At 30.5% G+C, this 21,003-nt stretch carries 30 protein-coding genes; 16 read left to right on the top strand and 14 right to left on the bottom strand.

Annotated elements, in window-relative coordinates:
* Positions 1–56: 56 nt before the first annotated feature.
* The 11 genes from AAFU52_RS19555 to AAFU52_RS19505 all read right to left on the bottom strand — a co-directional run bounded on the left by AAFU52_RS19555 (position 57) and on the right by AAFU52_RS19505 (position 4,609).
* Positions 57–797 carry a hypothetical protein gene (locus AAFU52_RS19555; RefSeq protein WP_438423227.1) on the bottom strand — a complete coding sequence of 247 codons (741 nt, stop codon included), beginning with the start codon at positions 795–797 and terminating at the stop codon, positions 57–59.
* Complete coding sequence (locus AAFU52_RS19550; RefSeq protein WP_438423226.1) at positions 790–1,212, bottom strand: hypothetical protein; 423 nt, start codon at positions 1,210–1,212, stop codon at positions 790–792. Before AAFU52_RS19550 ends, AAFU52_RS19555 begins: the two co-directional genes overlap by 8 nt.
* 71 nt (positions 1,213–1,283) lie before the next feature.
* Entirely contained in the window at positions 1,284–2,504 is a 1,221-nt protein-coding gene (locus AAFU52_RS19545; protein WP_438423223.1) for a PD-(D/E)XK nuclease-like domain-containing protein, read from the bottom strand.
* Positions 2,497–2,925 carry a hypothetical protein gene (locus AAFU52_RS19540; protein ID WP_438423222.1) on the bottom strand — a complete coding sequence of 143 codons (429 nt, stop codon included), beginning with the start codon at positions 2,923–2,925 and terminating at the stop codon, positions 2,497–2,499. The genes AAFU52_RS19545 and AAFU52_RS19540 overlap by 8 nt, the downstream gene beginning before the upstream one ends.
* A 65-nt stretch (positions 2,926–2,990) precedes the next feature.
* Complete coding sequence (locus AAFU52_RS19535; RefSeq protein WP_438423221.1) at positions 2,991–3,152, bottom strand: hypothetical protein; 162 nt, start codon at positions 3,150–3,152, stop codon at positions 2,991–2,993.
* Positions 3,153–3,173: 21 nt separating this feature from the next.
* Complete coding sequence (locus AAFU52_RS19530) at positions 3,174–3,302, bottom strand: hypothetical protein (RefSeq protein ID WP_438423220.1); 129 nt, start codon at positions 3,300–3,302, stop codon at positions 3,174–3,176.
* A 10-nt stretch (positions 3,303–3,312) separates the two neighbouring features.
* Entirely contained in the window at positions 3,313–3,558 is a 246-nt protein-coding gene (locus tag AAFU52_RS19525; protein ID WP_438423219.1) for a hypothetical protein, read from the bottom strand.
* A gap of 41 nt (positions 3,559–3,599) precedes the next feature.
* The gene (locus AAFU52_RS19520; RefSeq protein WP_438423218.1) at positions 3,600–3,878 is read right to left on the bottom strand and encodes a helix-turn-helix domain-containing protein; all 279 of its coding nucleotides are present in this window, start codon (positions 3,876–3,878) and stop codon (positions 3,600–3,602) included.
* A gap of 6 nt (positions 3,879–3,884) precedes the next feature.
* Complete coding sequence (locus tag AAFU52_RS19515; protein WP_438423217.1) at positions 3,885–4,103, bottom strand: hypothetical protein; 219 nt, start codon at positions 4,101–4,103, stop codon at positions 3,885–3,887.
* Positions 4,104–4,105: 2 nt separating this feature from the next.
* Positions 4,106–4,249 carry a hypothetical protein gene (locus AAFU52_RS19510; protein ID WP_438423216.1) on the bottom strand — a complete coding sequence of 48 codons (144 nt, stop codon included), beginning with the start codon at positions 4,247–4,249 and terminating at the stop codon, positions 4,106–4,108.
* Positions 4,250–4,255: 6 nt separating this feature from the next.
* Positions 4,256–4,609: a hypothetical protein gene (locus AAFU52_RS19505; RefSeq protein ID WP_438423214.1), complete on the bottom strand. Its 354-nt coding sequence runs from the start codon at positions 4,607–4,609 to the stop codon at positions 4,256–4,258.
* A gap of 103 nt (positions 4,610–4,712) precedes the next feature.
* On the opposite strand from AAFU52_RS19505, the gene AAFU52_RS19500 reads away from it, so the two are divergent.
* A complete protein-coding gene (locus tag AAFU52_RS19500) occupies positions 4,713–5,117 on the top strand; it encodes a helix-turn-helix domain-containing protein (RefSeq protein WP_438423213.1) in 405 nt (134 codons plus the stop codon).
* 23 nt (positions 5,118–5,140) lie between these two features.
* Here AAFU52_RS19500 and AAFU52_RS19495 read toward each other — a convergent pair whose 3' ends face one another.
* Both AAFU52_RS19495 and AAFU52_RS19490 read right to left on the bottom strand, forming a co-directional pair.
* A complete protein-coding gene (locus tag AAFU52_RS19495) occupies positions 5,141–5,389 on the bottom strand; it encodes a hypothetical protein (protein WP_438423212.1) in 249 nt (82 codons plus the stop codon).
* On the bottom strand, positions 5,379–6,137 hold the full coding sequence (locus tag AAFU52_RS19490; protein ID WP_438423211.1) for a hypothetical protein: 759 nt from the start codon (positions 6,135–6,137) through the stop codon (positions 5,379–5,381). Before AAFU52_RS19490 ends, AAFU52_RS19495 begins: the two co-directional genes overlap by 11 nt.
* A gap of 683 nt (positions 6,138–6,820) precedes the next feature.
* Between AAFU52_RS19490 and AAFU52_RS19485 the strand changes: the two genes are divergently transcribed.
* The 14 genes from AAFU52_RS19485 (at position 6,821) to AAFU52_RS19420 (ending at position 18,630) form a co-directional block, all read left to right on the top strand.
* Positions 6,821–7,786, top strand: coding sequence for a hypothetical protein (locus AAFU52_RS19485; protein WP_438423210.1), 966 nt, complete (start codon positions 6,821–6,823; stop codon positions 7,784–7,786).
* An 89-nt stretch (positions 7,787–7,875) separates the two neighbouring features.
* Positions 7,876–8,397 (top strand): DUF4365 domain-containing protein, encoded by a 522-nt coding sequence (locus AAFU52_RS19480; RefSeq protein WP_438423209.1) that lies wholly within the window; start codon positions 7,876–7,878, stop codon positions 8,395–8,397.
* A 9-nt stretch (positions 8,398–8,406) separates the two neighbouring features.
* Positions 8,407–9,486 carry a hypothetical protein gene (locus AAFU52_RS19475; RefSeq protein WP_438423208.1) on the top strand — a complete coding sequence of 360 codons (1,080 nt, stop codon included), beginning with the start codon at positions 8,407–8,409 and terminating at the stop codon, positions 9,484–9,486.
* Positions 9,487–9,611: 125 nt separating this feature from the next.
* Entirely contained in the window at positions 9,612–10,883 is a 1,272-nt protein-coding gene (locus AAFU52_RS19470) for a GTP pyrophosphokinase (protein WP_438423207.1), read from the top strand.
* Between the two features lie 127 nt (positions 10,884–11,010).
* Entirely contained in the window at positions 11,011–12,072 is a 1,062-nt protein-coding gene (locus AAFU52_RS19465) for a DUF262 domain-containing protein (RefSeq protein WP_438423206.1), read from the top strand.
* The gene (locus AAFU52_RS19460; RefSeq protein ID WP_438423204.1) at positions 12,069–12,689 is read left to right on the top strand and encodes an MAE_28990/MAE_18760 family HEPN-like nuclease; all 621 of its coding nucleotides are present in this window, start codon (positions 12,069–12,071) and stop codon (positions 12,687–12,689) included. The genes AAFU52_RS19465 and AAFU52_RS19460 overlap by 4 nt, the downstream gene beginning before the upstream one ends.
* A 106-nt stretch (positions 12,690–12,795) precedes the next feature.
* Positions 12,796–13,569, top strand: a complete 774-nt coding sequence (locus AAFU52_RS19455; RefSeq protein WP_438423203.1) for a hypothetical protein — start codon at positions 12,796–12,798, stop codon at positions 13,567–13,569.
* 232 nt (positions 13,570–13,801) lie between these two features.
* Complete coding sequence (locus tag AAFU52_RS19450; protein WP_438423202.1) at positions 13,802–15,280, top strand: hypothetical protein; 1,479 nt, start codon at positions 13,802–13,804, stop codon at positions 15,278–15,280.
* A gap of 64 nt (positions 15,281–15,344) precedes the next feature.
* On the top strand, positions 15,345–15,572 hold the full coding sequence (locus AAFU52_RS19445; RefSeq protein WP_438423201.1) for a hypothetical protein: 228 nt from the start codon (positions 15,345–15,347) through the stop codon (positions 15,570–15,572).
* An 88-nt stretch (positions 15,573–15,660) separates the two neighbouring features.
* Entirely contained in the window at positions 15,661–16,338 is a 678-nt protein-coding gene (locus AAFU52_RS19440; protein ID WP_438423200.1) for a DNA-processing protein DprA, read from the top strand.
* Complete coding sequence (locus tag AAFU52_RS19435; protein ID WP_438423198.1) at positions 16,328–16,951, top strand: phosphoribosyltransferase; 624 nt, start codon at positions 16,328–16,330, stop codon at positions 16,949–16,951. Before AAFU52_RS19440 ends, AAFU52_RS19435 begins: the two co-directional genes overlap by 11 nt.
* A gap of 35 nt (positions 16,952–16,986) precedes the next feature.
* Entirely contained in the window at positions 16,987–17,859 is an 873-nt protein-coding gene (locus AAFU52_RS19430) for a YDG/SRA domain-containing protein (RefSeq protein WP_438423196.1), read from the top strand.
* Entirely contained in the window at positions 17,852–18,241 is a 390-nt protein-coding gene (locus AAFU52_RS19425) for a (deoxy)nucleoside triphosphate pyrophosphohydrolase (RefSeq protein WP_438423194.1), read from the top strand. Before AAFU52_RS19430 ends, AAFU52_RS19425 begins: the two co-directional genes overlap by 8 nt.
* Complete coding sequence (locus AAFU52_RS19420; protein ID WP_438423193.1) at positions 18,238–18,630, top strand: hypothetical protein; 393 nt, start codon at positions 18,238–18,240, stop codon at positions 18,628–18,630. Before AAFU52_RS19425 ends, AAFU52_RS19420 begins: the two co-directional genes overlap by 4 nt.
* 17 nt (positions 18,631–18,647) lie before the next feature.
* Here AAFU52_RS19420 and AAFU52_RS19415 read toward each other — a convergent pair whose 3' ends face one another.
* Complete coding sequence (locus AAFU52_RS19415; RefSeq protein ID WP_438423192.1) at positions 18,648–19,802, bottom strand: hypothetical protein; 1,155 nt, start codon at positions 19,800–19,802, stop codon at positions 18,648–18,650.
* 718 nt (positions 19,803–20,520) lie between these two features.
* Here AAFU52_RS19415 and AAFU52_RS19410 point away from each other — a divergent pair.
* A complete protein-coding gene (locus tag AAFU52_RS19410) occupies positions 20,521–20,997 on the top strand; it encodes a hypothetical protein (RefSeq protein WP_024769090.1) in 477 nt (158 codons plus the stop codon).
* The last annotated feature ends 6 nt before the right edge of the window (positions 20,998–21,003 follow it).

The following is a 21,003-nucleotide window of genomic DNA, read 5'->3' as shown; positions in this document are numbered from 1 at the left end:
TTTTTACTTAATTTTAATAAGCTAGAAAGGATTATATCCCAACTAGCTTATTTATTTTATATGTAAATCACAGTGGTATACTCTTCTATGGCTTCTACCTCTTTCTGTAGTCTTTCCTCTATGATTTTATCAATCATTTCAGCAGCATCTACACTTTCCAAATAGCAATTGATTTCATGAGCAGAGTTTGCCTCTAGAATTACCTCTACTTTAAACTTTTCGGGTTTTTCGCCTTCAATAACAGGCATAAACAGTGTAAATTCATCAGGAATATTTGAGGTTACCACCTGATCAAAAGTGACATTTACATTTCCTTTTTGATCATCATTATTATTGAAAGCTTGCTTTACTGTTGCTTCAACGTTTCGTAATGCTGTTACTATTTTAGCATGTTCACTTCTATCTTTAAAAATAGATCTCAGAAGCTTGAACTTTTTTGATAATATTTTAGGTTGATAACCTTTCTCTTTATTAATTCCCAATGAAACAAATTGTTTTGCTTGTTCAAGTTTGCCGTTTATTGAGTAAACATTTTTACTTGATTGTTCATTTATTACTAATTTCATTGTTCCATCTGATAATGAAACTAGGCAATGAGATTTTAGTGAATTAAATTCATCATGTCTCTTTTCGCAAAACCTCTTAGGAGCAGTAATCGTTCCTGTTATTTCCACAGAAGAAGGATGATCTGTAAAAGCTTCTGGTGCTTCACCTTCATACTTATAGATAGTTAATACCTTTTCTTCTGATTCCTGTTCCATAGCTTTGTTCATTAGATTGTCATCTGTTTTACTCATCAGTACCTGTTTTAATTGATTTAAGTTTTATTTGTCTTTCTTCTCGATGCATGGCCCTAGATTTAACACATACTCCATTTTCATCGAAATAATACATTGTGTTAGTGTCTTGGTCATCCACTAGATATAGTTTACCATAAGTATCTTGGCTACGGTGATGTATCGCCTCTAGCAATTCTCCATGAGTTTTCTTTTTGGGATCTATCTTAGACTTGATCTGATCGTTGAGTTCCTTCTTTTCCTTATCTAGTTTTGATAGCTCAATAGAAACTTCAGCTAGTTCAGTTTTTTTATCAGTGAGTTCCGTTTCTGATAATTGTTTGGTGTAAGATTCCTCAACTACATCATAACATACAGATTCCAATGTGTCTGTTATTGTATCCTTGTCATATTTAGAAAAGGATGGATCATACAAGCGATTGACTTTAAAATTGTTTTCCATGTTTCCAGTATTTATATAATTTGATTTAGCACCTTTTCTAGCCTTTAATTACTTAAGTCTACAGGCTGCAATTCTTTCGCATTCCAGCTTGGTTGCTTCATATCTATAAGACCAAGATTACCTTCCTCTGAAAAAGCATCGTATGTTGGATATTCCCCTGAGAGTTCACACTCATAAGCTGTTTGTAAAGCTTGGTGATATTTGTATTTACCTATTTCAATATCTTCACCATTCCACACCATTACAGCTACTCCAAAAGGGGCAACTGTTTGAAGCATGATCATAATTGTAGTATTAAAATCCCTACCTGTTACTTGGCTTGCTACTTCTTGATACATCCCTTCAGAAAGCTCATAGCTAAATTTTGCAGTATGATAATAGAAGTGAGAAAGACTCTCACATGACGTACTCTTTACAGAAATAATTGCGTTCTCTCCTATGTTCTCAGCAAATTGCATCGCATCTGGTCTTACCTTTACATCCAGTCCTGTATTTATCTCGTTGGCATATAGAGATATTTCACGCTTTGAGTGCTTTAATAACTTAGGAATAATCCCATCACCATAAGCCAGATAATTGCGTTTTACAACATCTACAATAATTTTATGCTGTTCTGTTATTGCTGTTACTCCTGAAGCTTTTTCAATGATAGTTAAGTAAGCTTTCTTTTGATCTCTTTTAGTGGTGTCGGGGACTTCTGTATTTGCATAGTCAAGAACATCTTGTGCAGTTACAACCTCTCCATCTAAAAAACAACTCTCTTGAGTTTCGAGAACTTCTTCCCAAAATTTAATTAAAGTGTCAAGACCTTCATTACTTGCTTTACTTGCTTCAGGCTCTACTGTTACGCGGCTAAACTTTGTAGGTTCAAGCATACATTCATGTAAGAAATTCCCTAATTTAAAATGTTTTTTGTCCTGAAGTTTATCAAGTTCACGCCTTGCTTCGTCTTCTCTTTCGAAGAAAAGGTGTAAAGGAGTTTTTAAGGCTGCTTTAAGTTGCCCACTTGAATAAGAACTATTTTCAAGATACTTGCTCATATCATCCTGAATGGCTTTTCCGTTTACATTCAGGCTCTTTGTATAAACATGCTCTGTTCCTTCTCTTGTCTTTATAAAATCTGCTATGAATTTTGCAGTTGGATACTCTCCTATTGGTCTTGTGTAGTCAATCGTAGGATTTAACTCTCCTCTTTCATTGGCGTTAGCAAGAGCAGATAAATGATCTGCTCTTAGCTCTTCAAAATTTACATCTATACTATTCATTGCCCCCACCAATTAGATTAACCCCTTCTAACTCGACAACCTCAAATAATGGAATAACATTTCCGTTATTTCCTTTTGTAGACCCTGTACAAGTAACCTGTACACCTTGTCCTAATTCAACACCCATTAAAGCTTGTATTAGAACTGTTTGAGCGCACACAAAAGCTTTTTCACCATCGTGTAATTTTGCTATTAGATAAGGTTTTCCGGTTCCGTCAGTTGATTCTTTGAACCCTAAGAAGAAACACTTTACAGGTTGGTCTTTTTCTGCTAACCAATCCTCTTTAGTCTTGTAGGCAACGGTTAAGGTTCTTCCTGTTTTCGCGCCTTTTAGCATTCCTATTGCGTTAGTAGATGGCATTAAGAATGTTACTTCCCCATTTTTCGGGTACAATTCTGGCTTTACTTGTTGATTTTCCATAATTTTGAAATGATTAAATAATTAAACTTTGGTTTGATTTGCCCACTGTTCCAGCAGTGGGTTTTTTATGCGTGATATGATATTACAGTAGTATGTTTTTCGTCAAAAGGATCAAAAAACATGGATACATTTACTATTACATCTTCTGATTCTATTCGTTTGTATTCTGCTACCGACAGAACATCTAACTTCAATCGATTTTCATGTTTGATTACTGATGTTTTCATATTATTTGGGTTTTAAGTTATTTATGTTAAATAGTGATAGAGAAGTGCTCCACTTAGAATACACAGGTATAGAAAGACCATTGCTACAAAAGCTAGTATCACTATTATTTTTAATGTTTCTAATTCTGATATCATTTCTTTTAGTGTCATGTTCTCTTTATTACAGGTTAAATTTCAGTTTATAATTGACCACCTTTTCCGTATCAAATTCATAGTGGTTTTTTCTGTTTATGATTCTAGCTCCAAACATTTCTTTATTTCGATACAACCATTTACGATCACAATTGAGGTATGCACATACTTCCTTAGTTTTCATAGCAGGCTTAAATTTGACTAGTGAGCTAATCGTAACACCTAAGTTTTCAAAAACTTCTATTGCTATATTTTTAACCTCTGCTTCAGTCATTTTCCCTAATGGAATCCGGTTACTCGTGTACTTTTAGTTTTTTACTTATTCAGTTTTATCATTGCCTGTTCTACTTCTACTCTTTTGTAGTAAACCTTATTGGAAATCCCATACGATTGCAGGATACCGTCTTTTGTCCACCTCCATAAAGTTGTTTTAGTGACCTTTAATAATTCAGAGGTTTCTTCAATTGAGAGGTATTCAATAGGTTGTTTTGGTTGGAATTCCTTTTTCAACTCATCGAATTGAATTTTTACTCCTTCCATAATCATTTTCTGTAACTGCTCTGGTGTTATCTGTATGAGTTGAATACTTTTCATAATTGATCAGGATAATAGTTTACTTAGTTGTTCAATTTGATTTTGTAGGGTGTTTTGTAGAAGCTCCACTACCCTAGCCTGATACTTATCTGGTACCGAAAAAAACCTTATGAACCAGTGATTCTGTAATGTTCTTGGATCTTTACCAAACTCCTCTGCCACTACCTCAATAAACTTCTGCTTATCCTCTACTTTGGCGTATAGTTTTTTAATGTTTTCTATCATGATTAAAAGGGTAATTCGTTGTTGTCATATATAGTACTCACATCACCATCAATTTCATTTGCTATTGAGTTTGCAATTACTTGAGCCATTTCTTTATTTGGTGCTGCTACTTTCTTCTCTATTGTTATTGTGTATGTCTGTTTCATAGCTGATTATTTATATATTAAACTTGAAGCGTGTTGTTTGTCTTGGTGAGTAAATCCACTATCAGAACTAGTTCCCTTTATTGCGTAGTTATAAAGGAAGTTTGCTATCTCAGTAATTGAGGTTTCATTGGTTATTTCAAGATCATCGTAGAAGAATGTGATGTCCTGATAGTCTGTATCTAATTCTAATCTTTCGCAAAGAATATGAAAGCCTGAAGACTCAACTTCTGCAAAGACTGTTCTTTCTTGTGAATCAATCTCTATAGTACCATTTATAAAAAGTTCCGCAAGTGATTCTTGGGTTAAAACTGGATGCGGTTCGACCGAAATCGCAGTTATTTTGTTTGCAGTAGTTTTCATATATTTGCGCTGTTGTTGTTGTTTTACACTACAAATATATAGAACTTTATAGTACTGTGCAATAATTTATAGTACTTTATAGTAAAATAATTATATTTACCATATGGAACTTAAGGAAAAAATAGAGAAGATTTTACTTGAAGAGGAGATTAAAGCTTCTGATTTTATGTCAATTACTGGCATTTCAAAAACTGCGTTCTATGCTATAAGAAATGGTAAAACAAGAAAGTTATCAGAAGAAACAGCCAAAAGTATTTCTGATAATTTTCCAAAATATCAATATAAATGGCTTATGTCATCAGATGGTTCAGATAGTAATAAACAGGACTATATAGGAAAAAACAATCAGATCAAAGTTGATGAGTTCGTTGATATATTCTTTTTATACCAAGAAAAAATTGAAGAAAACGAAAGATTCCAGACTTATAAGGAGAGTGTTGAAAAAGATGCAATAATTAAATATCAGCATGATCTAATTAATAAGATGAACAAAAAGAAAGAAGAATAATCTATTTCCTAGATCTTAAATAATCATTTCAGCGAATCAAAAGTTAATTGATTCTTCTTTTCATAAATAAGCGTATCAAAAAAGTCAATCTGAATTCCTTTTGAATCATTTCTCTCTTTTGTTTTATCATGCTTTAAATTAATGTAATCCCTCTCATCATCACTTAGATCGTCAATGATATCTACAAGTTTATCTTCAAAATGTCTTTCATGAATGAAATCATCTTCTTTTAATCTATTAAGGATTTCGAGTTTCGATCTATTATCTATCATTGCGTACATTTTTTAAAACGTCCCACATTTCCTCTTCAGATTCCTTTTTAGTATTGTTAAACACAAAACCAACTAAATCTTTAATATTTAAAAGAAGCGAATTAACATAACGAGTTTTAGCTTTCAATAATAAGTAGACAGAAAACGTAATTAAAACTGTCATTGCAAGTGCAAAAGCTATATAGGTAGTTTTTTCATAATCTCCTGGTAAAACCGTCCAGTTTATAAAATATAATGAGATAAATAATAATGTAGAATGTAGAATGGTTTCACCGGTTTTAGAATTTCTTTTTCTTAACTGGACCATTACTATATTAAAAATTGAATAAATCAATAAACCAAACGCCCAACCGAACTCACCTAGAAATTGCTTGAAATTATCGAAGTTTAAAAAATGCTCTTCTTTTTCAATAACCAAGTATTCTTCCCAAACTTTGTCAGTATTATTTTTTTCTTTTTGATAGTTATTATGAGCAACAGTTCCTTCGGCCGATTTCTTTAGTATATTGAGTGCTTCAGTTCTTTTACTCTTTGCTTGACTATGCTTAGCAACTATGTCTTTATATTCCTGAGAGTTTTTAGGAACAAATTCATGAACGAAAAAAGCGACGGAACATACCATCGCTATAATATAGTATATAATATTATTTTTAATCTTCGTCGTTACTGGGCTTGTCGTTTCCTCCACCACCCGTGTTGACGCTGTCTCCTTGTTCTGTGTTTTGGATTTCGATTGAGTTGAGTTCATCGTTCAATTCAGTTTTTTCACAACTTACTAATGACATCCCGAATACTACTGCTGCTAATACTACTAGTTTTTTCATTTTTTTATCTTTTTGGTTCAAACAAATTTAGAAATTTGAATAGCCTAAAAGTTACAATAAAAAACTATTTAGTAAACGTGTTATTAACCATAGTAATCGAATATCATTTAATGGTATGTTGATTCATTTTTATTCTTCAAATATAGGGACATTTCCCACTTAATTAAATACGGTTTTTCCGTAAATTTTCTTTCGTAAGCCTAGTGTTTATTACGGTTTTCCGTAAAATAGATTACACAAGATTGCATGCTATTTCATGTGATTAAATAGCAATAAAAAAATAAATTTTGATGAGGGTAGGAATTATAAAAATAGACACAAAAATTAAACCAGAATTACGGGAAATCATCACTTTTTTTGAGCTCAAAAACGTAACCACTTAATACACTGAACTTTAAACTCATGAATAGTTCGAATTTTAACAAAAAAATGCAATTTCAAGAGAAGTGAGTTTTGCGGTTTTACCGTAACCTATTTTCTAATAGCTTTAGTAATTTGGGTTTTAATAAAAATGTAATGGATATGTAGATCACGTAACTACATATCGTAAATATAGCAGGTATAGTTACCAGATTAACTATACTCAATAGTTAGCTGTTATTAGAAAATGGAAACCGAATTCAATTTTTACACAAACTTTAAAGAAGAGACATTTGATGGTGATAGTTGTTTTTTGTGTGGAAAAGAATGTGAAACCAAAACTGCGGAGCATATTTTTCCAAAATGGCTGCAACATAAATATGACTTATGGAATCAAAAGCTTACTGTTACTAATGACACTACAATCCCGTATAGAGTTCTAACAGTTCCTTGCTGTGAAAAATGCAATAACGAAGACCTATCTAGAATGGAAGGGAAATTTCAAGAACTTTTGGAAAGGTCTTTTGAAAATTTAAGCATTGAAGACGAGCAAGTTATTTTTCAGTGGACGGCAAAAATTCTTTATGCTACTCGTTATAAGGAATTGTCATTATTAACAGATAGGAAAAATCCTGAATTAGGTAAAATTCTTACCCCATATGAATTAGAAGGATATTCTGCTCTTCATTTATTTTTGCAGTCAATCAGGTTTAAGACAACGTTTCATTCGCCAAAACCCTGGAGCTTGTTTGTTTTCAAATGCACAGATGAAAAATTTTTCTATCATAATAATATTCCTGGACTCTGTGTATCAATGAAGTTCGGTAACGTTGCTATCACTATTGTTTTTGAAGACAATAACATAATTGAAGAATTTATGGTTGGCTTTAAAAAACTTAAGGAATACCCTATCAATTTCGCTCAATATCTAGAAGTGAATTGCAATATATTTTATAGTGCTGTGATAAAAGAAAATGTCCCTAAATACATTACTGCATATAACAATGTGACTAAAGAAATTAATGTAAACACTATGGGATCTCTAAGGTCTAGGAAGTGGGATGAAAAAGAATACGCTTTTTTATTCGACTATCTTTTAAAAAGTTGTGGGATAGACATTGGACACAGTACTTTACAGGAGGATGGTTCAATTACTTCATTTTTAATCGATGAAAATGGAGAACATTTAACTAGAAAATTATTTGAAAAATAAAAACAACAGCTAACAAAGTACCCTATGTAAAGTCTATTCCCTAATTGTAGGCAAAAACATGTGGTTTAACTATTGAATTACAAAATAATATGACAACAGAGCAAATTAAAGAACAACTTTCAAATAAGTTTATTGGCATATTAGCTAATAATAAAGGATTTGCTCTTGATAAGCCTGATCTAGACATTGGTGTCGATTATCAATTAAAGAAAATCTATACTTACATCACTCCCAAAGGAAAAACAAGGTATAATTATGACAGTAGATATATTGATCTACAGTTAAAAGCTACTACGGAAAATTCAATTATTGATGAACCCGATTTCCTAAAGTATGACTTGGAAGCAAAAACTTATAATGATTTAATTGAGAGGCAAGAAAATGGTACTGCCCCATTAATTTTGATTTTATTTATTTTACCTTACGACCAAAATTCTTGGGTCAACATTAATCATGATGAAATTAAATTAAGAAAACATGCTTACTGGTACAAACCGACAATAGGTTCTGTTGCAACAAAAAATGCACATAGAATTAGAATTGATATTCCAAAATTAAATAAACTTGGAATAGATTGTTTTAACGAATTACATCAATTATTTTATCCATAATTCGAGTAAATGATTAACGAAAATATAATATCATTTCTTATTAATAGAGACTGGCAAGTTTTTAATGAAAATAGTTCTTTTATTGAACTTTCTCCGCCTGAAGAATTTCAATTAAAAGATGAGTTTAAATTACATGTGCCCAAAAATTTAGACAAAGTTGATACAAATAATTTTATAGATAATATTCTCGATATAGTTGGTGAATTTTATTCACTCTCCGTTGATGATTTAAATATTCTTTTAAAACAAGAAAACACTGTTTTTAAAGTTCGAGTATATGATAAGCAAACTGAAGAGGGTAAAATACCTTTAGGTCGATTTGAAGAATTAGTTGATAGAATACGTTCGATTTTAAGTGGTACAGCCAGTTTTGTTATTGATAAAAGTGTAATTTCTACCAAAACCCCCGAAGAAGTTTCTAGATATTTAAATCTTTGCAATTTCATGCAAACGGAAAAAGGGAGTTTTGTTGCGAAAATTCAACTCCCATCAAAAGAATTGATAAAAGAAAATGAACTTTTTGAAAGAAATGAAATTTACTCTCAAGAAATAAATAATAAATTATCTGAAGTTTTAACCTACATAAATCATAATATATTTGAAGGAGATATTAAAGTATCTGAAGAATATTTGATTGAAAATGAAAGTCGAATTAATATTAAATTATTTAAGGATATTGAATCTCTCTTTGAAAAAGCAAAGATTAAGAATGTAGATTTCACTTTTCATAACATTGAATCAAGTAATACTGTCATAAATAAAAATATTACTAAACAAAAGCTTTATAAATTAAATCAATTTGTCGAACAAATTGAATCACATTCATATGAAATAGATGTTTTTACTCTAACAGGTCAGATTGTTGCTTTAAAATCTAAAAACCCTGATGGCTTAAAAAATAGTGTATCATACGTTGGTATTTTTGATAATATGCAAATTACAGTAGCTGCAAACTTGGATAGCGAGCAATATAAACAGGCAATTGAAGCCCATAAAATGAAGTTGAACATATCAATAACTGGGCTTGCAAAAAAGACAAAATCTAGGGCAAGGTTTCTTGAAATAACTGATTTCACAATAGAAGACTAGGTAAAGGTTATAACTAATATCTAGTTTTAAACTATATCGAAAATATAAAGAATTCAAAATGAATAATATGTGTACTAGTACGCATATAGTTTTGTTAGGTACAATATGACGAAACCAACTATCGAATGACCATAATAGAAAAATTTTTAAAAGAATATAACAAACAGTATGATTTCTATTTAGAATTGGCTCGTATTGGAAATAATAAATTAGAAACTGAACTAGCGAAACGTGGAATTAGAGCAATAGTTTCAAATCGAGCAAAAAAACCTGATAGATTAAAAGAAAAACTCGAAAATCGAGATAAAGAAAAAAAGTATAAAAGCACAGATGAAATCTTTAAAGATATAGTTGATTTAGCAGGTATTAGAGTAGCTCTTTACTTTCCAACCGACCGTGAATTAGTAGATGAAATTGTGTCTGATTTGTTTGAAATTGAAAAAATAAAAAGATTTCCAGATTCATCGCATAAACCAGTTTATAAAAAAAGATTTTCAGGCTATTGGGCAACACATTATAGGGTCCACATTAAAAAATCTGACAAGCTACTTAAAAGATATCAGAATACAACATTTGAAATTCAAGTAGCATCTGTATTAATGCACGCTTGGTCAGAAGTTGAACACGATTTAGTATATAAACCATATTCAGGTCAATTAACCGAAGAAGAACTATCTATTTTGGATGAAATAAATGGTTTGGTGTTAACTGGAGAAATAGCACTTGAAAGATTACAAAAAGCAATCACAAAAAGGACTAAAGAAAGTAATCAGATTTCAGATAGATATGAATTAACAAATTTCATTGTAAACTCGCTGGGTCCAAACTATATTGACAAATTAAAACTTGGAGACACAAAAATTCTGAATAATTATTTTAAAAATATTTACAATTATAAACCACAAGAATTCAAATACTTTCTTAAGAATATTAATCAAAGCGTTGATGAATCAATTTCTGACCAATTAATTAATATGTTTTTAGATGATTATCTAAAAGAGAATATGAAAGATAAGTCCCTAAAAGAGTATTTTCATAAAATACAACCTAATCGAGATGCTTCTGGTTTTGAATCGTTTGTAAAAACTTGGATAATTTTAGAAAAAACTTATATGGTTTTACTAGAAGAAAATGATTTAAAAGACAAGCATAGAAAATATTTTGTGCCTGATTTTAATCGTTTGAGAACTATTACAAAAATTACTTTGAAAGACATCAGAAATTTAACATCATATAGAAAATTGAGAAATCAATTAATTCACGGAATTGAATCCCCAAATGATGCTTATTTGAATAATGCGTATGCTGGTTTAAGAGAAATTACAGTTAAACTAATTGAACAACTGAAAAACGAAGAAAAGAAAACAAAACTATTAAATGAGTTGAACGGAATATAAATACTGTACCTAACAACAAGCTAGTAAATAAAACATTATAATTATATAATAACCATACAGGGAATATAAAGGACATATGTCCTTTACATCTTTGTTGTGTTTCATTGAATAAAGAATAAAATTAACCATGGATAAACTAGATAAATTAGAAAATATACTTGAGAAAACAAGAAATGGACTTTCAACCGATAGGCTTGATATGTCTTTCGGTGAGATAATGAGTATGTATGAAAGAGATGAAATTGTAATTGACCCCGAGTTTCAAAGACTATTCAGATGGGATGATTATCAAAAAACTCGATTTATTGAGTCTATACTTATCGGCATACCTATTCCACCAATTTTTGTCGCAGAAGATGAAGATGGTCGTTGGGAGCTTGTAGATGGTCTTCAAAGAATATCTACTATATTTTCTTTTTTTGGTATCCTAAAAACAATGCCTGATAAAAACAATTGGATTCTGGGTAAAGGCGATTTGGTAGAAGACTTTGAAGATTTAGCTTGTAAGGATTTACCTTTAAAATTCCAATTAAACATAAAACGAGCTTCGTGTAGAGTTGAAATCATCAAATGGAACAGTGCTTTTGATATGAGATATGAACTGTTTAATAGATTAAATACTGGTGGATCTGATCTCACAGATCAAGAAATTAGAAATGCAATTTTCAGGGGCGTTTCAAAGGAGTTCAATTCATTCATTAGACGTTGTTCTGAAAATCAAAATTTCATCAATATTATAAAACCTACCGCAAGACAACTTGAACAGCTATATATGGATGAACTTGTTTTAAGGTTTTGTTCTCTAATTGACTCACCAGCTGAATTATCTCAAAATATTTCTCAGCATATGACAAAATATATGAGAGAAGCAGTAAAACAGCCTGAAAAAATTGAAATCCTTGAAACTCTTTTCAATGAAGTTGTTTCTATTTTAAATCCGATTGGTAAAGAAGTTTTTAGAGGTACAAACAGAGTGTTTTCAACGAGTTTATATGACTGTGTCATGATTGGGCTTTCAAATAATATTGAAGTATATAAGGAGATGAGAACGGACAATTTAATTGCTAAAATAAGTGAGTTAAAAGAATCTCCGAGCTTTAAAAAGGCTTCAGGTTCTGCTTCAGCAAGTAAGTCAAGAATTTTAAAAAGAATTGAGGTTGCAAATGAAATATTTGGTACTGAAAAATGAAAGTCTTTGTACAAGAAATAATGGCTGATATTAATTGGCGTGTTTCAGAATTAGCAACAATTAAAAGTTTGCCGATTAAATATAACTTTCGTCCAGACCATAAGGAGCTACAAATAAAATATTCGATACCTGCTCTTTACGCTATTTGGGAAGGCTTTGTTAAAAACACTTTTACTATATATTCAAATCATTTAAATTCATTAAATATAAATCGTTCGGAGATTTCACCACCTTTATTGACCCATCAACTTGATTCTGAATGTGACTTCAACAATCCAAGAACTGCTTTTAAATCAAAGAAAAAATTAGTTGAGCTTATTGATAATATACTTGATGATACAATTACTATTAAGCCTAGTGTGCCAACCGAATCAAATGTGAACTTTAAAGTCTTAAATAGAATACTTGAAAGGTATTGCATTGAACAGCTTGACGATTCCTACGATAGAGGATTAAATAGGTTGCTTAGGTTTCGTAATATGATAGCCCATGGTGAAAATGCATTAACTGTGAACATGACGGATGTTACAGAGTTTATTTCCCTTATAGAAAATCTAATGCTTGATTTGATTATTAATATTGAAAAGAGTGAGGCCAATGAATCGTATACGAAATAGAAAAACGAAAGCACAACAAGATGTATAGTGCATACTCTTCGGGATACGCACCATACAAGAGACGTTAGCGCAAATACAGAAAAACTCATCAAACCCAATTTAAAATATGTCTATTAATGACAAATTATTACAATTACGACTAATCGCAAGAAAGAAAGGTAAGTATGTAATGAATAAATTATTTGATGACTATTTAACCGGTCATATTGACAAAAAAAGAACAATTTCTTGCCTTTTATGCGGTTCTGAATCTAATATAACTAAGGAACACGTATTACCTAAATGGGTATTTGAAAATGACCCAAATAGAACTTTTAGAACAGATGTTAATCAATTATCTCAAAAATATATTGGAACAACATTACCTATGTGTTCAACTTGCAATTCCGAAATACTGAATACACTTGAATTGTATATTCAAAGAACCATTTCAGAAGTTGACCTAAAAACAAAATATTATAGTCCCGAAAACTGGAATAATATTATACGATGGCTGGAAACCATTGATTTCAAATTCCAGTTATTGGATATTACAACAAAATTTAGGGCTCATAAAAAAGCTGGATATGTTCCTTTTTTGGCAGATTTGTCAATAGCAGAAATGAGAGATTTTTCGATTAGAACGATTCAATCGAAAGCTAGGTTATCTTTAAAAAGAATTTCAACAAAAGACAAAAGTAAAAGAGCTAATTCTTTGATTGTTGGAACAACTAAAGTTAAAACATTTAATTACTTTCATAAATCTGGACAGTTCATACATCTTGAGATCCCAAAATATAATAAGGTCTTTTTTTATTTTTTTGAAAGAGAGTTTGAAGACGATGATGATATAGAAACGGAAGTTATGGAAATAATTAAATCAGTTTATGAAATGGATTAAATCTGATTTAAAAATCTAAAAATAAGTACTTGTGCTAACAAACATAAGAAAACATAGGACGTTTGTACATAACCCAAAATTTAGAGTTTTACATGAAGTCCGTCAAATCTTTTGATTTGACTTTAAAAGTGAGTGATACGGTAAAATAAAAAGATTTAGCTACGAAGGTAGATAAAAACAAAAAAGTTTCTTTACCTACCCTACTGGCCATAGCAAAAACCATTCAATACAAATGAAAAACACTACATTTAAATATCAGAAATATGATTGGGAAGGAATTTCTTTTCCTATCGTTGTATCACAGATTCAAAGTGTGACAAATCACTACATCATTCCTTTTGATTCAGAATTAACTATCTGGAGAGATAATGATTATTGGCTAAAAGGTTCGATTAAGGGAATCGTTGATGATGTTAATGATTTGGAATATAGAGAAAAGGGAGAAATTAAGAAAGTTGGGTTTATTCATGGTGAAACTTTAAAAGCTAAATCCAAAGGTTCTGAATTCTTAATTGAAGGACTTGGACTGAACTCATTAAGCCTAGATCCTATTCAATATGATAATGGTATAAAGATTAGTTTTACTTGTGATATATTTTTAGAAAATATTATTCTTATAAATAATTCAACCATTAAATCTCAAATTATCTCTGAATGGTATTTGTGTTCGCTGCCAGAAATCTTGTTTGCAAATCGTACCACAAGATATGATAAACACCCAAGATATAAGATTCGTAATGGTATTGATTTACCTATTGAAAAAGATTTTTCACAGACAAAACAGTTAGGTTCATGGGATTTTGTAATCGTAAAATATGAGAATTATGAAATTGTAATTCAAAATATTCAAAAAGATTATTTACCTCCAAATATAGATGGAATTGCAATTGAATATAGAAATATAGCTGGTGAATTTCCAACCGTCGAATTTAGAAAGATGTTTCGAGAATATATTTCTTTCATTTTAGGAACTAACATTCAAAAGATAGGAGTCTCTGAATATGAACTTGGGTATAAACTATTGTCTTGCAAATCACAAAACCCCTGGAAACGTAGTATTAAAAAGAACAGAAATATAAACCCTATTCCTTTAAGAAATGGGTCCGATAGAAATTATTTCGAATCAATGCTGAATAGGTTATTACATAATTTCAATGAATTATATAGGAAAGTATCTCTATCCGATTGTTTATGGAAATTATGGATTGGTTCAGATTTACCGATTGGAACTAATCTACCAATTATTGCATCTGGTTTTGAAATGTTAGTAAATACATATTTAAAAGACAAAAAGGTTTTAAAAAAATATACAAAAGAAGAGAAAAGTATCTACAATGATCTAGTTCAAAATGAAATTGATTCTTTAAGTAAAAAGTTATCTTCTTATGAATTTAGAACCTTTGTTTTAAACAAACTCAAGAACCCATATAATTATGGAATAGGTGAGAAAATTAGTATATTTTTTAAAAGCATATCAATAGAATTTGAAAGGGGGTCACTCGAAAGTGAGGCTATAAAAGCTCGTAATTTAATGACTCATCAGGGCATTGATGTCAATACCGAGGAAGAACAAAGAAAAATTAAGAAGATATCGGATGCATATGTTACTTTGATAAATAGGGTTATTTTAAAGCTTTTAGATTACGATTGGTACTACGTAGATTATTCAAAAGAAGGAGTGAATTATTTGAAAATGGATGAAAATCTATAATACAAAAGTGCACATCAACTTACCCCATTTAAATATATTGGATGAATTTTAAAAAATAGTGATTATGATAAGTAAAAAAAATGATTCCTTATATGTCTCACTTGAGAATAATAATTTCATCAAACCTAATGAAATTATCAACAAAGAAGACTCATTTGAATTCTTTGAAAAATGTAAAACAAAAGTTGTATTTTCTAAAAATTGGCTTAACAAGCATTTAAAAATGGATGAATGGCTAGGATCTGACAAGGAAGGAATTGTAACTGAATTAAGGAAAAGTTTAAAAAAATAAACTTTCAACACCATTAAAAATTAATTCATTGAAATTCAATTTAACTGTCAATTTTGTATTATTGTAATTAAATCAGTATTTTTCTTTTATGAGTATAAGCAACTATAAAGAATACAAATCTCATCTAACAGAATTCGAATTAAAAAATTCTCCAGAAGATTTATTTTTTGAAGGTGATTTTCCTTTAATTTATGAAGGACAACGTGTGTCAGTTGTAGGTTCAAGAAAAGTAAGTGATGAAGGTAAAAGAAGAGCTGAAATTATAACAAAGGCACTGGTTAAAAAAGGTATTACAGTTGTTAGCGGATTAGCTGAAGGAGTAGATACAATAGCTCATAAAACAGCTATCAATTATGGAGGAAAAACTATTGCTGTTTTAGGAACCCCGCTTAACAAAGTTTATCCTAAATTCAATGAAAATTTACTTACTAACATAAAGAAAGATCATTTAGCAATTTCTCAATTTCCAGAAAATTTTCCTTTTCGACCTGCTAATTTTCCAATAAGAAATAGAACAATGGCTTTAATAAGTGATGCAACTATAATTATTGAAGCTACTGAAAAAAGCGGAACACGCCATCAAGGTTGGGAAGCATTAAGATTAGGAAGGACAGTTTTAATCTTAGAAAATATCATGAAAGACAAATCTATGAAATGGCCTTCTGAAATGATTGAATATGGGGCACAAATTTTAACTAGAGACAATCTAGATATCATCTTAGATGAGTTACCATACTTAACTGCTAAAATTGATTATGCTTTCTAGTCTAGAGTTTGCTACTTTATTAGAATATTGTCCTAAAGGTAATTCGCCCAATGCAGAATTGTCAAAACGAGTTTGTGGTGCTTTAAAAAATGGAATTCCAAAAACTACAATTAACGCTTCAAGGCATATTAAAAACATTCCTATTCTTACTGATTTTTTCAATGAAGATGCAGTTTTGATTCCCATTCCAAGAAGTTCACTAATTACAGAAGGTACATTATGGCCGACTAAAGTAATTGCTGAAGAACTTGTTAAAAATGGTATTGGGCAAGAAATTTCAACTTGCCTAAAAAGAGTTACTCCAGTTGCTAAATCAAGTTTTCAAAATGGTGCTGATAATAGACCATCTGTCCAGAATCACTATGATAGTTTAGAGGTTGAACCAATAATGATTACTTCAACAAGTATTATTCTTATTGATGACATTCTTACTTTAGGTAGAACAGCATTAGCTTGTGCATCAGTTCTCAGTGAAAGATTTCCTGATATTGAAATAAAAATGTTTGGTATGATGAGAACTCGAAGTTTTCGAGATAACGATATTCTTATTCAACCTCAAGTTGGAAAAATGAGATACAGCAACTATTCCGGTAAAGTACAAATGCCCGACTAAGTAGGTTAATTATTAATCACCTAACCAAAAAATAAATGCCAAGATCAATAATTTTCGGAGAAATCCCAGGTATTAAAGAAGGACATTGGTTCGAAGGTCGAAAAGAAATGATGCCATCAAGTTTTCACAGAAACTGGGGGTCTGGGATCGATGGTAATGGAAAAGAAGGAACAGCAGCAATAGTTCTTTCAGGAGGTTATGAAGATGATTATGATCTTGGAGATGAAATTCTCTATACTGGTGCTGGAGGAAATAAGAATGGAAAGCAAATCGCTGATCAAACTTGGGAGAATAGTGGAAATGCCGGTTTACTTAAAAGCATGGATGAAGGTTTACCTGTAAGAGTTATTAGAGGTCATAAACATAAATCAGATTTCTCTCCAAAAAGTGGTTATCTCTATGCTGGACTATATAGTGTTGTTGAAGCATTTGAAAAGGTAGGAACAAACGGTTATAAGGTATGTCTCTTTAAACTAATTTATTCGGGTACCAATCCATCCAAAAAACTACCCGAAGAGATAGAATTGGATTACAGTGTTAGAGATAAAAAAAGAAAAAAAGGAACAGTACTAAGAATTGTTCGAGACTCCAAAATAGCATTAAGCGTAAAACAGTTATATAATTTCCAATGTCAAGTCTGTGGAACTGCAATAAAAACCAAGAATGGGTTTTATGCTGAAGGTGCTCATATACGCCCTTTAGGTAAACCGCACAATGGTGATGATAGTGTTGCTAATTTACTATGTTTGTGTCCTAACCATCATGTAATGTTTGATAAAGGAACTTTTTCAATTTCGGATGAACACCTTCTCTTGGGAGAAGAAAAAGGAAAACTATTTGTACATGATAAACACCAAATTGATCTAAACAATTTTAAATATCATAGAGAATGTCATGGGTATGATTAAAGTAGTTTGTGGAATAATCTACAATGATAATAAGGTCCTAATATGCCGAAGAAAACCAGAGAAATCACTTGGAGGATATTGGGAGTTTCCCGGTGGTAAAGTTGAAGAAAATGAAAACAATGAAGAGTCACTCATTAGAGAACTTAAAGAAGAACTAGAAATGAAAGTTAACATTGAGAGCTTCTTCAAATCTTCTGAGCACGCGTATGAAAATTTCACCATTGAATTAATCGCTTACGTATGCAATTTTGTGAGTTCGAGCTTCAAACTCACTGATCATGACAGATATGAATGGATTGAACCAAATGATTTGTTAAATTGGAAGCTTGCTCCTGCAGATATTCCAATAGCCGAAGAATTAATAAAAATCAGCAAACAATGATTACTGCTTTCCAGTTCTTCAAAAAAGTATTGATTCCAAAAAATAGTTTTTTGATTTTTTGCTTTCTATTAATAACTCAATCATGTGTTTCTACAAAATTTAATAGTGTTGATAAAAGAGCTTGCAAAAAAGTAGAACATAATTTAGAAATAATTTCAAATTTCATTTTTTATTCAAAAGAAAATGTAGGGGCAGTTGTTGATTCCTCTATTTTTATGGGAAAAATTTCTGGTCATGCCTCTGAAGCAGGTTTCCAATACTCAGGACAAGAACCACCTACTATGAATGATTATTACACTTGGACAGCCTGGTACACCGTAAATCACAACAACATAAGATATAATAAAGAAAAAGATGAAATCTATGTTGTTACTGAGGATCAAAATTAATTATACTTTCAAAGGTACTAATCCAAAGAAATGATTTTCTCATGCGCTTCATCTCTTACATGAAAAGGGAATTCATCTTTATAAATACTATGCGTACTTTGTTGGGAGTGTCCTACGATTTCTATAGTGATTCTCTCATCAATTAGCATTTGTTGCGCTCTAGTAATAAAAGTGTATCTAGGTGATTTAAAATAAGGCTTTTTAGTAAGCTTAAGCTCATCTCTTAATTTATCCAATATTGTATATATTCCTTGTCTAAATGACGAATACCTGCCATTTAAAGGCACTAAATACGGTTTACAATCATATAGATCCAAAATCTTTTGCGCTTCTGGAAATATTTTATTCGAAACTAAAACATTTGTACCTCCTTTATGCCTCCTAAACTCTATTCTACCATTTATAACATGTTTGTCATATCTAAGATTTTTTAGATCAACCATATCTATCCCACCGAAATAAAAGCATAACATAAAATAGTTTAAATAATTTCTTTTACCTCCATATACTACATTAGGATTAACTTTATAATCATTATCTCTTATCCGTATCAAATCAGTTTTAGAAAGAGCTTTATTTTTAGTTTTTTCTTTCTTTGGCTTGGATCCCTTGAAAGGATTATTTTTTTCAGTTAGAATATTCCATAATGCCGAAAGCTTATCTATGTAAACTATAACACCATTTGGATTTCTTTTTTGACTGGTATTCTTGACTGGTGTAACCAAAAGAGCATTTACATAATCCTTCACAACCGATTTAGTTATATCTTCATATCTATAACCTGGATAAAAGTCATTAAAGCTATTTAAGGCATGCAAATAAACTTTTGAAGGTAACTTATTAGCAACTTTAATCGCATCATTGTAATATAGTCCTGAAGTGTTTCCGCTTAATATCTTCTCAGCCTGTAATAGACTTATATTATTATTTTTTGCATCGGCAATTAGTTTCTTTACTTGAATCTTTTTTTGTTCTAGGTAATTTAGAAGTTCAATATAATCAGGGTGTTTTTTCTTTGGTAGAGCATTGTTGTTATCCCAATTTTCACGACTTGAAAAGTAACCAATTCGGATTGGTTTATCTTCACTATTTTTGGTTAAATATATTATTATTGGAAATCCCTCTTTTGTTTCGACGTTCTTACGTCCATCAAGTCTAATCTTTGCCCTCATAAAATATTGCGGAATAATTGCGGAAAAAACACCCTTCAAATATACAAATGAAGGGTTTATGGGCAAAACAAAAGCAAATTATTGTTTCAAAAAAACTTGAATATACTAGAATAACAAAGCGATACAAGCTTATTTAAAAAATATTTATTGTTACTACTACTTACGAATTGCATAACTAGAAGCCTTAGGAAGTTCTCTTAAAAAATTTACAATAGTCTTAAAATTCAACCCAAAAGTGGAATAAAAATGATTCATGATTGTGTGATTTAAGGTTAATTAACTCTAATATAACAAGTTATTAACAATAAACCAAATTATTTGTTCATTTAATGTTAATAATTTGTTGAAAACAATTAAAAATCTGTTATATTACACAAATTATTCATATTTATAAATAATTAACACGTAGAAACCTACTTTTATTGTTAATAACTTTGTTAACAACTCTCTCAACCCTTATTTATCAACAACTTAGACATCAAACAGTTATCCAAAAAAGTACAAAAATATAAGACCGTCTAAGCACCAAAGGGTCAAAAGATCGATATTCTATGATTGTAAGTTAAAAGTGAGTTCACCATTTGTAACTATTGTTTTATTTAAATTGCATACATGAAATAAGCCATTGTTATTTGGTAATAATACCCAAATGACTATTGTGATTTTATATTGATCTACATGTACACATGTATGATCCTAAAACACTTAATACCAATAGATGAAAACCGCCACTGTAAAAGAGCTAAAAACCGAATTAACAGATCGTTCGCATCAGGAGCTTATAGAACTATGTCTTCGTCTATCACGATTTAAAAAAGAAAATAAAGAACTACTTACCTATTTATTATTCGAATCAACCAATGAAGAAGATTATATCATAAGTATACAGAGGGAAATTGATGAGCAATTCGAAATGATTAACACTACATCATATTATTATATTAAAAAAAGTATTCGAAAAATTCTACGAACTATAAAGAAGTACATTCGGTACTCAAAAAACAAAGAAACCGAAATAGAATTGCTTCTTTATTTTTGCGAAAAATTAAAAAATTTCACCCCTTCTATACAAAACAATACTGTTATCAAAAACATGTATCATCGCGAAACATCTGCTATCAAAAAAAAGATTACTGTATTACACGAAGATTTACAATACGATTACAAATTAGAATTACAAAAACTATATTTTTAAGTAATT

It is taken from the genome of Aquimarina macrocephali, assembly GCF_051627225.1.
Classification (GTDB): Bacteria; Bacteroidota; Bacteroidia; order Flavobacteriales; family Flavobacteriaceae; genus Aquimarina; species Aquimarina macrocephali.
This window is presented reverse-complemented; position numbering and strand designations above follow the sequence as displayed.